Source organism: Anaerolineales bacterium (assembly GCA_030583885.1).
Lineage (GTDB): Bacteria > Chloroflexota > Anaerolineae > Anaerolineales > Villigracilaceae > Villigracilis.
Window position 1 is genome coordinate 4,086,031 of sequence record CP129480.1, and the last position, 11,389, is coordinate 4,097,419.

At 53.8% G+C, this 11,389-nt stretch carries 11 protein-coding genes; all 11 read left to right on the plus strand.

Annotated features, from left to right (window positions below; all coding sequences use genetic code 11):
• Positions 1-72 precede the first annotated feature (72 nt).
• On the plus strand, positions 73-2,142 hold the full coding sequence (locus QY332_20485; protein WKZ35994.1) for a heme lyase CcmF/NrfE family subunit: 2,070 nt from the start codon (positions 73-75) through the stop codon (positions 2,140-2,142).
• Positions 2,143-2,185: 43 nt separating this feature from the next.
• Complete coding sequence (locus QY332_20490) at positions 2,186-2,671, plus strand: cytochrome c-type biogenesis protein CcmH (protein ID WKZ35995.1); 486 nt, start codon at positions 2,186-2,188, stop codon at positions 2,669-2,671.
• Positions 2,672-2,749: 78 nt separating this feature from the next.
• Positions 2,750-3,316 (plus strand): TlpA disulfide reductase family protein, encoded by a 567-nt coding sequence (locus QY332_20495; GenBank protein WKZ35996.1) that lies wholly within the window; start codon positions 2,750-2,752, stop codon positions 3,314-3,316.
• Positions 3,317-3,325: 9 nt separating this feature from the next.
• Positions 3,326-3,838 carry a zinc ribbon domain-containing protein gene (locus QY332_20500; GenBank protein ID WKZ35997.1) on the plus strand — a complete coding sequence of 171 codons (513 nt, stop codon included), beginning with the start codon at positions 3,326-3,328 and terminating at the stop codon, positions 3,836-3,838.
• A 53-nt stretch (positions 3,839-3,891) separates the two neighbouring features.
• The gene (locus QY332_20505) at positions 3,892-5,775 is read left to right on the plus strand and encodes a cytochrome c (protein WKZ35998.1); all 1,884 of its coding nucleotides are present in this window, start codon (positions 3,892-3,894) and stop codon (positions 5,773-5,775) included.
• On the plus strand, positions 5,775-6,473 hold the full coding sequence (ccmA, locus tag QY332_20510) for a heme ABC exporter ATP-binding protein CcmA (GenBank protein WKZ35999.1): 699 nt from the start codon (positions 5,775-5,777) through the stop codon (positions 6,471-6,473). The genes QY332_20505 and ccmA overlap by 1 nt, the downstream gene beginning before the upstream one ends.
• 3 nt (positions 6,474-6,476) lie before the next feature.
• Positions 6,477-7,196, plus strand: coding sequence for a heme exporter protein CcmB (locus QY332_20515; GenBank protein ID WKZ36000.1), 720 nt, complete (start codon positions 6,477-6,479; stop codon positions 7,194-7,196).
• Positions 7,197-7,368: 172 nt separating this feature from the next.
• Positions 7,369-8,067 carry a cytochrome c biogenesis protein CcsA gene (ccsA, locus tag QY332_20520; GenBank protein ID WKZ36001.1) on the plus strand — a complete coding sequence of 233 codons (699 nt, stop codon included), beginning with the start codon at positions 7,369-7,371 and terminating at the stop codon, positions 8,065-8,067.
• Between the two features lie 12 nt (positions 8,068-8,079).
• Complete coding sequence (locus tag QY332_20525; GenBank protein WKZ36002.1) at positions 8,080-8,244, plus strand: hypothetical protein; 165 nt, start codon at positions 8,080-8,082, stop codon at positions 8,242-8,244.
• Between the two features lie 50 nt (positions 8,245-8,294).
• A complete protein-coding gene (locus QY332_20530; GenBank protein ID WKZ36003.1) occupies positions 8,295-9,914 on the plus strand; it encodes a hypothetical protein in 1,620 nt (539 codons plus the stop codon).
• 165 nt (positions 9,915-10,079) lie between these two features.
• Positions 10,080-11,174 carry a hypothetical protein gene (locus QY332_20535; GenBank protein WKZ36004.1) on the plus strand — a complete coding sequence of 365 codons (1,095 nt, stop codon included), beginning with the start codon at positions 10,080-10,082 and terminating at the stop codon, positions 11,172-11,174.
• Positions 11,175-11,389: the final 215 nt, after the last annotated feature.

Genomic DNA, 11,389 nt, shown 5'->3' on the forward strand with positions numbered 1-11,389 from the left:
TTTGTTTCCCCACTCCATCTCCCCCCTGTGCTCCTCCCTTAAGAGAGAGACAGGAACGATAAGGAAGAAATCATGTTTGCAGAATTTGGATATGGCGTTTTACTGGTTGGTTTTATTGTCACGATCTATAGCGGAGTTGCAGCGGTGTACGGCGTAACACACAAATCCGCAGCCCTCGTGGAAAGCGCGCGGCGGGCTCAACTGCTCACTTTTCCCCTAATCACACTCTCATCCTTAATCTTGATCTACCTGCTGGTAAACAACCACTATGAGGTCGCCTTTGTCTACGAAGTGACCAGCCGCAGCATGCCCACCTACCTGAAAGTAACCGCCTGGTGGGGCGGGCAGGCGGGTTCGCTTCTGTTTTGGTCGTGGCTGCTGGCGGTGTTCACCTCTGCAGTGACCTTGCGCAAATGGGACCGCGACGCCGAGTTCCTGCCATGGGTCATTGTAGTCTCCTCCGTTACGCTGGCGTTCTTTCTCGGCATGATCGTTTTCTACGAAAACCCATTTACCCGCTTCTGGCTGGTGAACGGGAATGTGATGCCGAGCATGTTCTCCCCCTCCGCGGTGGCGACCGTCTTCACACCGCAGGACGGGCAGGGACTGAACCCGCTTCTGCGCCACCCGGGCATGGTCATCCATCCCCCCATGCTGTACCTTGGTTTTGTCGCCTACGTCGTCCCCTTCGCTTTTGCGATTGCGGCGCTGGTCACCGGGCGCACCGATGACCGCTGGACGCGCATCACCCGCCGCTGGTCATTGTGGGCGTGGTTGTTCCTGTCGTTTGGCATCGTCCTTGGCGGACGCTGGGCGTACGACGTGCTGGGCTGGGGCGGCTACTGGGGCTGGGACCCGGTCGAGATCGCGTCCTTCATGCCCTGGCTGACCGGCACCGCTTTCCTGCATTCCGTCATGATTCAGGAAAAGCGCGGCATGCTCAAGCAATGGAATATGATCCTCATCATTCTGACGTATGCACTGGTCATTTTCGGCACGTTCCTGACGCGCTCAGGCGTGCTCTCCTCCGTGCATTCGTTTGCGAACAGCCCCATTGGTCCGTTCTTCATGGGCTTTGTGACACTCACACTGGTGACCTCGGTCGCCCTGCTCATCTGGCGCTGGCCCCTGCTGCAAAGCGAAACAGAGATGAAGTCCATGCTTTCGCGCGAGGCGTTGTTCCTACTGAATAACCTGCTTTTCATGGGCATTCTTGTGGTTTGCTTCTGGGGGGTAATCTATCCGCTGATCTCCGAACTCTTCACCGGTCAAAAAGTGACCGTCGGTCCGCCTTATTATGAACGCGCGACGGGTCCGCTCTTTGCCGGTCTGCTCTTCCTGATGGCAATCGCACCGCTCTCCGCATGGGGACACTCCACCATCCAAACGCTCGGACGCGCGCTGTGGAAATCATTTGCGCTCGCCGCCGTCGTAACCATCCTGCTGACCTTCACGTACACGCAGAATATTTATGCCCTGGTCGGGTTCTTCCTTGTAACGCTGGTCTTATCCGCCACCCTGTATGAGTTCTGGCGCGGCACGCGCGCCAGACAAAAATCGCAAAAGGAGAATTTCTTTACCGCTCTCACAAGCCTGATGGGGCGCAATCGCCGCCGCTATGGCGGATACATCATCCACATCAGCATGGCATTGATGGCGATTGGCATTCTCGGCATTGAACTCTTCCAGAAAGAGACGCAAGGCACGCTGGGGCAGGGCGAGTCGTTGAACATTGCCAATTACACCGTGACCTACCGCGAACTCGCTTCATGGAATAGCCCCGGCGAAGGCGTGAACTACACCCGTTCGGTCGTGGATATTTACGAAAACGGTATTTATCTCGGTCAACTTGCCCCGCGCATTGACTTTTACTACGATGCCGAGCAAAACATGACCATCCCCGGACAGCGCTCCACCCTGAGGGATGACCTCTATATCCTGCTGCTCGACTGGCAGCCTGTATCCACGATGGGCGCGACTTTCAAGATCTACGTCAACCCGCTCGTCAACTGGCTTTGGATCGGAAGCCTGCTCTTCCTTGCTGGCATCATTTTTGCGGCATGGCCCGACCATGATCCAGCCGAGGAGCCCGCCCGACGGAATGCGGCCCGGAACAGCCAGCAAACGAGTGCGGCGGATTAACAAGCCGAAAGTCGTTTATCCTTCGACTTCGCTGGAGATATACATGAGAAAAAATATTCTCGTTTTACCCCTTGTTCTTATTCTAGGCGCGCTCTTCACCGGCGTTGTGCTCGCGCAGGAGAACCTTCCCACCGATGACGAAGTAAATGCGATCGCCAGGGAATTGTATTGCCCGGTCTGTGAGAATACACCGCTGGATGTCTGCCCGACGGAAGCCTGCCGTCAATGGCGTGAGCTGATCCGCCTGCAGCTGTCCGAGGGTATGACAGAACAGGAAATAAAGCAATATTTCGTGGATAACTACGGCGCTCGTGTGCTGGCTGAACCTCCGCGCACGGGATTGAACTGGCTGATCTACATCCTGCCGCCGGTGATGATCTTGGCCGGTGCGTTCATTCTTTTAAGCTCCTTCCGCGAATGGACAAAGCCCAAGTCCGTTGAAGCAGGCACGGACGAGGAACGTGAAGCGTCGCTTGAAAAAGACGATTATGTCGCCCGTTTCGAGGAAGAGTTGAAGAAAAGAAAATAGCTGTAAGGGCGACCCGTCTGTTTTTCATGAAAGCCGATTAACTCTGGCGGGCCCCTCTACTTTATTACGGAGAATTTTATGACTGAAACAAACACCCAAAAACGCGGCGTGCCGCTCTGGGCGCAGATTGCCATCTGGGTATTCATTGTGGGTTTGCTTGTGCTGGTGGGGGTGACGCTCAGCAAACGCCAGCAGGGGACGGTTCAGCCGGGCGATAAAATCCCTGATTTCACATTGCCGTTATTCAGCGGGTACGAATATGAAGGCAGAGGCGAAGTAAAACTTTCCGACTTTCAAGGCAAGGTGGTGGTGTTGAACTTCTGGGCTTCGTGGTGCAAGCCCTGCGAACAGGAAGCCGCCGAACTGGAGGAAACCTGGCAGTTTTACGAACCAACGGGACAGGTGATGTTCCTCGGCGTGGATTATGTGGATACCGAACCCGAGGCGCGCGCGTATTTGAGGAAGTTTGGAATTTCGTATCCCAACGGACCCGATATGGGCACAAAGATCTCGCAAATGTTCCGTATCCGCGGCGTGCCCGAAACATACTTTATTGACCGCAGCGGCGTACTTTATTATGTAAAGGTTGGACCCTTCCTTTCGGTCAATGAGATAAAATCCATCATCGAACAAAAATTGCAATAAGGCGGACACATGGAATTGGGCTCATTATTTTTGGTACTGGCAGTACTTGTGATCGTCGGCGTCTATTTATATGCGCCCTTCACAACCCGCGCGCGGCGCGCGCGGGTCAGCGAGTCGCACGAGGTCTCTGCATTGAAAGCGGAGCGCGACCGTGTCATTAATGCCCTGCAGGAACTCGATTTCGATTTCAAACTCGGCAAGATCCCCTCGGAAGATTATCCCGAACAACGCGCGCTGCTCCTGCAAAAAGGCGCGGACATCCTTCGCAAGCTCGATGAGATCGCGCCGGTATCATCCTCAGCCAGGGATGCTGAAACGCGCATCGAGAAAGCCGCCGCCGCAAAACGCGCGGACTCAGCGGCAAAAGTTGCCGAACCAAGCGATGAAGACCTCGAGGCCATGATCGCTTCACGGCGCAGGGAACATAAAACCAGGTCTGCCGGATTCTGCCCGAAATGCGGCAAGCCCGTGCTGGTTACGGATAAATTCTGCCCGTCTTGCGGGAAGGCATTAAGCAGTTAGCAATCAGCTTTTAGCGGTTGGCTGCCGGCTAAAAGCTGACATTGAGGAATTTCATGAAACTACGCCACCTATTTATTATTTCGGTCACAGCAATTCTGCTCGCCGCCTGCAATATGACCCTTGCGGCGGATGTCACCCCCCCACCCAATTATGTGCCGCCCACGCCCGTCCCAACCCTGGGAGCGCTCTATCCCGCCAGTGCACCGGATATCGAAAACGGCGCGGTCATCTATGCGGAGAAGTGCGCGCCCTGTCATGGGGATACGGGCTTTGGCGACGGCGAACAGGGCAAGCAACTTCCCGTCACGGTTGCCGCGTTTGCATTACCCGAAACCGCGAGCAAGGCCTCACCCGTCAAATGGTATACCATCGTCACACAAGGCAACATTGACCGCTTTATGCCGCCCTTCCTCAGTTTGAGCGAGCAGGAACGCTGGGATGTTGTGGGGTATGCGCTCACATTGCATGTTACGGAAAAGGATTTGCAGAGAGGCAAGGAGTTGTACGAGACTTTTTGTGGTAATTGTCCCACCGAAATTTTCCGCAACCAGGAATGGATGGCATCGCTCTCCAACATGGAACTCGCACAATTACTCCAGGATGGGACTCCCAACTTCCCTGCACTTGAATCCAAAATGACCGAGGGCGGGTTTACCGAACTCGCCGCATACGTCCGCACATTGACCTTTGCGCCTCCCGCCGCGCTGGCAGCTGTTTCTGTGACCGAGACGCCTGTCCCGGCTGAAGCAACCCCGTCAGCGGAGGAAACGCCTGAGGCTGGCGGACAGGCTGAAGTCACGCCGGAAGCGGCGGATGCAGGGGCAACCAGTGAAGAACCGGGAGCGGCAAGCGCAGGCAGAATCAGAGGCGTAATTGACAATCAAACCGGCGCAGATCTGCCATCCGAGTTAAAGGTCACCCTGCGCGGTTTTGACCACGGAACCGATCCAAGCGCCGGTCCGCAGGAGTTCATCAATATTGAAGTGACCGTCAGTCCGGATGGAACGTATGTTTTCGAAATCGGTGAAATCGTCGAAAGACAGATCTACATTGCAGAACTTGAATTGAACGGCTTGAAGTATCAATCTGAATTCGGCGTTGTGCCGGCCGGCACAACCGAATTGACCCTGCCCTCCATTGTTGTGTATGCAACAACGGAGGATTACAGCGAATTGAAAATCGAATCGCTGCAAATCTTCTTCGATCTCGCAGGTGAAAACACGGCGCAGATCTTCGCCGTCTATACCATCTCCAACATAAGCGATAAAACCATCCTTGTCAAAATAGGCGACGGACAAACCGTGCCATTCATTGCCTTTCCAGAAGGCGCAAGCGGACTTGGCTATGAAGCCACACAGGATAGCGCGGCCTTCGTACCCACAGCCGATGGCTTCGCCATGCCTCCCAGTGATGTTTCCTACGGCCTGATCGCGTTCGCATCCATTCCCAAGGAAAAAGAGATTACCATCTCACAGCCCGCCCTCCTGTCCATCAGCAAGTTGACCCTGTTCCTGCCCGAAGGCGTGGAGGCAAAAGGCTCCACGTTGACAGATACCGGCATTCAACCCATCCAGAACACCAACTTCCATGTCTATGATGGCAGCGCGGTGGAAAAAGGCGGGAGCATTGAGTTCACACTCAGCGGCAAACCAACCCAGACCGCTGTTGCCCCGAATATCACCCAGAACCAGACCCTGTTGATCGGGATCGGCGCACTCGGTGTGGCACTCATCCTCGCCGGCGTATGGATGTATAGGCGTGACAGCAAAAAAGAGGAGGAATTCGAGGAGGAGCAAGAGCAGGAATTTGACGATGCCGAATCCATCATGGACGCCATCATCGCCCTCGACGAACTGCACCGCGCCGGCAAGCTGCCTGACCAGGCCTACAAGCAACGGCGTACGGATTTGAAGGATGCGTTGAAGAGAAACTCTTAATGATCGAAACAAAAAAACTCGTCAAACGCTTTGGGCTTAAAGCCATCCTGCGCGGTGTGGATTTTTCCGTTGAAGCGGGTGAATTCGTGGCATTGCTCGGACCGAATGGCGCGGGAAAAACCACCTTTCTGCGAATTCTCGCTTCGCTCTCGCGCCCAAGCCTGGGAAGTGTCACAGTGGCAGGCTACTCCCTTCCGGGCGAATCCGCACAAGTCCGCGCAAAGCTGGGTGTGGTCTCGCATCTGCCCCTGCTCTATCCCGACCTGACCGCCGAAGAGAATCTGCAATTCTATGCGCGCATGTATGGGATTATGAATTTTGCAATGCGCGTCACGGAAGTTTTGGAGATGGTCGGGCTGGAAAATCGCCGAAAAGACCTCGTCCGCACTTTTTCACGCGGAATGCAGCAGCGCCTTGCCATCGGCAGGGCGGTCATCCACGACCCCGAGGTCATGTTATTCGACGAACCCTATACAGGTCTCGATCAGGATGCGTCTGAAATGCTGGACGATGTCCTGCGTTCTGTCGCCGCGAAGGGACGCACCGTCGTCATGACCTCCCATGATCTTGTCCGTGCTGAAGATCTCGCCACAAGGTTCGATATCCTCTCGCATGGCGTGATCGCGGCCTCGGCAACGCAGAATGAATTAAAAAACACGAATCTTCTCGCATTCTACAAACAGGCACTGGTGGATTAATCCATGACGGAAACCGTAATCATCGATAAGCAGGCAATGGAATATCGTCCATCCTTCTTCAAAGCCACCATGGCAATCGTACGAAAAGACCTTTCCGCGGAATTCCGTTCGCGCGAACTGTTGTCCGCCATGCTGGTCTTTTCCATGCTCGTTATTCTCATCTTCAACTTTGCACTGGAATTGGACATTAAAGTGCGCCAGTCCGTCACTGCTGGTGTGCTGTGGACGACCTTTGCCTTCGCCGGCACACTCGGCTTGAACCGCTCGATGGCTGTGGAAAAAGACCGCGGCTGTATGGATGGACTCCTGCTCGCGCCAGTCGACCGCTCTGCCATCTTCTTTGGCAAAGCCATCAGCAACCTGGCTTTCATGTTGATCGTCGAGGCAATCGTGCTCCCGCTCTATGCCCTGCTTTACAACGAAACCCGCATTTTTCAACCCAGTTTTCTCGGCGTGATCCTGCTTGGTTCCATCGGGTATATCGCTGTCGGCACCCTGCTCTCCGCCATGTCCGTACAAACCCGCACAAGAGATGTACTGCTCCCCATCCTTCTTTTTCCTGTTGCAATTCCCGTCCTGCTTGCCTCGGTAAAAGCCAGCGGCGGAATATTAATGGGCGCACCCTTCGAGGAGATCCTCTCTCCGCTCAACCTGCTCATCGTCTATGACGTGGTCTTCATCGCCATTTCATTCATGGTTTTTGATTTTGTAGTGGAGGAGTAGGCAGACCCCGTTGACAAGGGAGTAAACAAAGACAAAGGACGTATTTCATAAAAACCTTCTAAATCTACAAAACCTGAAACGACATTCTCAGCAGACACTATATCAACTGCGTTTTAATCAGACAACGGTTGATCGCAAATCTAAAATCGTACATCACAAAGGAGTTCGCCCAATGCAATCCAGACCAATTGCTCTTACCATTCTTGATATCATCTCCATTATTGCCCTTGGCACCGCCACCTACTTTGCCCTCATCTTTGCGCCCACCGAACTGTTCATGGGACAGGTGCAGCGCGTCTTCTACTTCCATGTCGGCACGGCATGGGTCGGCATGCTCGGGTTTATCCTCGCGGCAATCGCCGGCGTCGTGTACCTCATTACCAAGGACATGCGCTGGGACCGCTTCGAGGTTGCGGCCGTGGAAATCAGCACCATGTTCTTCTTCATCACCATCGTGCTCGGCTCCATTTGGGCACGTCCCGCCTGGAACACCTGGTGGACCTGGGATCCGCGCCTCACCACAGCCGCCATCACCGAACTCATCTACATCGCCTATTTTATGCTGCGTGCAGGCATCGAAGACCCTGAAAAACGTGCCCGCTTTGGCGCGGTATACACCCTGTTGGGCGGTATCAGCGTCCCCATCACTTTCATGGTCATCCGCCTCTTCCGCACCATTCATCCGGTTGTCATCGGTAACGAGAGCGCCGCTGCACAAGGCGGCTTCAGCATGAGTGGGGACATGGTCACCGCCATGCTCGTCTCCTTTGCCGCCTTCACCATCATCTTCATAGACCTGATGTGGCACCGCATCCGCATTAGCGGCCTGCAGGAAAAGGTCGAACAACTCAAACTCAAAGCATCAATGTAATTGGAGAACAAAATGGAATCCTACCCCGACACCTCAGGCTACATGATCGCAGGCTACATCATTTCCTTCCTCACCATGGGCATCTATGTCCTCAGCATTTACCTGAGAAACAGGAACCTCAATCGAGACCTCGAAATCCTCAAATCACTGGAAACTGAAAAGCCGAAAAAGAAATAGCCCGTTTGAAAAAGAGTCCGCTTATAATCCGGGCGGACTCTTTGATTCTCATGCAAAGGCGCCGCTGGACGCTTGGATTCATCCTATTGGTGATTGCCATCTCGAACATGGCGTTCACGCCTGCCGTTACGCCTGCCTCTGCCTCCAATCCGCCGCCCGGCCCGGACCGCTTTACCATCATCGCCGTGGATTACACTGTCTACGAATGGCAGCTATTAACCTGGAAAGGGAAAAAACCGGTATGCTCCATCATCATTGACCATGACGGCATGCCAGTACCGGGGGAAATATATAAAGACTGCGGGCAAACGGTTTATCAGAAATGGATGACCCAGCCTGCCTGTAATATTCACGATGTAAAAAACTGCGACGGATATTACGCGCGGCTGACTAAAAGTCAGCCAAAAGAAAAAGAGATCGCCATGCAACTCCCTGCTGCCAGCGCCTGGATTTCGCTCGAGGACTGCGAACCGGTGTTCAGCACAGGCACCAACATCTGTGAGACCAAACCGACCCTGGTCATCAGCGGACTTGAGCCTCTTCCAAACGAATCCATCATCCGCATCGAAGGGACATACGACGGCGAGGCGTTCTGGTGCGATGATATCAAATGCAAATTCCGAATCCCCGAAACGGACGATGACGGCGTCACAGTTGAATTCTGGTCATATTCCAGTTACGGAGACAGCAGTCCCGTCCATAAAGCGCAAGTCCGCGTAAAACTGGCAGACGAAGGCGACCCGGACCAATTCTACTGGTATGTGGATGTACTATCCGCACAATGGCAGGGACATGCCGTTGCCACCTGCTCCGACGCTTGGGGAGTATTTCCTCCCGTGGGCGGCGCGCCAAAATGGCTCAGCACGCCAAAACAAAGCGAAGAGCTCAGCAGCGACATTCCCTATACCTATCTTGCCGCCAACCTCATCCTGCAAGGCGCAGTGGATGCGAGTTCCTGTCCGGATGGCGGCCTGGCGGCGGGTAATGTTGTCAATCAATGCGGCCTGGAAAAGGCGAGACCCGCCGTCAACGCATGGCAAAACCAGTTCGATGAGCTGATTCTCAAGACTGCAAAAGAAACAGGCGTGCCGGCGCGTCTGCTGAAAAATCTTTTCGCGCGCGAGAGCCAGTTCTGGCCGGGCATCTATCAGGCAGTCGGAGACGTGGGGCTGGGCCAACTGACAGAGAACGGTGCGGACACCACCCTCTTTTGGAATCGCTCGTTCTTCAATCAGTTCTGCCCGTTGGTCATGGACTCCCACGTATGCAGCCTGGGATACATGCACCTTGACGAAGAAGCGAAAACCGCCCTACGCCGCGCATTGGTGGGAAGTGTCAACGCCACCTGCAAGGAATGCCCGCTTGGTCTTGACCTTACACAGGCGGACTTTTCAGTCGGCGTATTTGCCCACACCCTGCTCGCCAATTGCGAACAGGCAGGGCAGGTAATCTATAATTACACCGGCGAATCGCCCGGCGAAGCCGCCACCTATGAAGACTTGTGGAAGTTCACTCTGGTCAATTACAACGCAGGGGGGGGATGCCTGGCAGAGGCAATCACCTTTGCCCAGGGGGTCAACGGCTTGCCATTAACCTGGGAAAGCGTGTCGCCGCAGCTGACCGGAGCCTGTTCCGGCGCAGTGGATTACGTCCAAGATATAAGCCAATAATACGGTTCACAGATATTTTCAGAAAGCCCCAAAACTCTCTTTGGGGCTTTCTGCTTTAATCGACCATTAGTACTGGAGGTACTTTCTTCCCATAACTATTTTGCATACATCTGGTTAAAATAACAGTATGTCAATTTTCATTTTATTAATAAGGAGTAATACAAAATGAAACATGGAAATATTAAGACAATGCTATCCCTGATGGTACTGGGCGCAGCCATCCTCGCTTGCGGCATCCCATCGACGGAACCAGGCCCGGCCGAAGCCCCAATCGACGACCTACAGGAAATCAGCGACGAGGGGGGTGGCGCCCCCCCGGATGCCCCATCGATTCAGCATGAAGTCATCCCCGTTGATTTTCCTTCCAGCCAGAGCGGCCAGGCCGGTGACTTTGATTCCTCCAAGGTTTTGGAGAACAATTCGCTCATCGGCGGAGACCGGTTCACCTTTAATCGTTTTGAACGACCGTTCAATGCAAACACAATGGACGTGTATTTTTCGCAGCTGGACATCGTAAACACACAGGTATATCAGGACGATACCTGGGTTTACGGGAAACTCACCCTCAAGGAATTGGGGGCAAGCAGTTCCCAGAATGAAAAATATGCCCTTGAATTGGATGTAACAGTGAACGGCAAAGGCGATTGGTTCATCCTTACAAACAAGCCTGAATCCACCGAATGGACCGTTACAGGCGTCAAAGTGTATCAGGATGCAAACCGCGATGTCGGTGGTGAACTTCCCGCTCTCACAGACAAAAACCCCGTGCAAGGGGATGGATTTGAAACCCTGATCTTCGATCAAGGACAGGGTGACGATCCGGATACTGCCTGGGTTCGCATTTCGCCAAATGACCCCAATACAATTGAGTTTGCCGTCAAAAAATCAGTGCTGGGGAACCCCGCCAAGTTCATGATCAATATGTGGGCTGGCACCTCCCTGCTCGATCCCGCCTTGTTCGATATCAATGACCGCTTCACCCACGAACAGGCAGGCGCGGCGGATAAAGGACTGGAGTTCTTCTACCCCATCAAGGAGGTTGCCGAAATTGACAACTCCTGCCGCATGGCGGTCGGCTTCCAGCCTACTGGAAACGAAGCTGGTATTTGTCCGGTTCCACAAAAAGAACAGCAGGGTGCTCCTGTTCCGCCTGGAACTTCATGTCCGCCCGGCACCTTCTTATTCTGCAACAACGGTGTTTGTTTCTGTTTCCCAATATTCATTATTGAATTTCCGACTCCGATTCCGCCAGTTCCTTAAGTTGGAATATGAGGCATTGCAGAGAATATAAACAACCATAATTTCTTACTAAATTAATATTTTCCTCCACCTGGAAAAAGCATCCTTCCAGGTGGAGGAATTGTTCTATTTTCAAAATCAGCCGGCGGGACGCCTGGTGCCTGAGCAAACCTCACCCAGCAGTTGACTTGCGCGGCAAAAAAGGCATCCATGGTTAGCACAGATTGTTCAGCTGT

Bases quoted from the DNA above. Each gene is read 5' to 3' on its own strand.
- QY332_20530 (WKZ36003.1), top strand. From the start codon at position 8,295: ATGCAAAGGCGCCGCTGGACGCTTGGATTCATCCTATTGGTGATTGCC.
- QY332_20535 (WKZ36004.1), top strand. From the start codon at position 10,080: ATGAAACATGGAAATATTAAGACAATGCTATCCCTGATGGTACTGGGC.
- ccmA (WKZ35999.1), top strand. From the start codon at position 5,775: ATGATCGAAACAAAAAAACTCGTCAAACGCTTTGGGCTTAAAGCCATC.
- QY332_20525 (WKZ36002.1), top strand. From the start codon at position 8,080: ATGGAATCCTACCCCGACACCTCAGGCTACATGATCGCAGGCTACATC.
- ccsA (WKZ36001.1), top strand. From the start codon at position 7,369: ATGCAATCCAGACCAATTGCTCTTACCATTCTTGATATCATCTCCATT.
- QY332_20495 (WKZ35996.1), top strand. From the start codon at position 2,750: ATGACTGAAACAAACACCCAAAAACGCGGCGTGCCGCTCTGGGCGCAG.
- QY332_20500 (WKZ35997.1), top strand. From the start codon at position 3,326: ATGGAATTGGGCTCATTATTTTTGGTACTGGCAGTACTTGTGATCGTC.
- QY332_20505 (WKZ35998.1), top strand. From the start codon at position 3,892: ATGAAACTACGCCACCTATTTATTATTTCGGTCACAGCAATTCTGCTC.
- QY332_20490 (WKZ35995.1), top strand. From the start codon at position 2,186: ATGAGAAAAAATATTCTCGTTTTACCCCTTGTTCTTATTCTAGGCGCG.
- QY332_20515 (WKZ36000.1), top strand. From the start codon at position 6,477: ATGACGGAAACCGTAATCATCGATAAGCAGGCAATGGAATATCGTCCA.
- QY332_20485 (WKZ35994.1), top strand. From the start codon at position 73: ATGTTTGCAGAATTTGGATATGGCGTTTTACTGGTTGGTTTTATTGTC.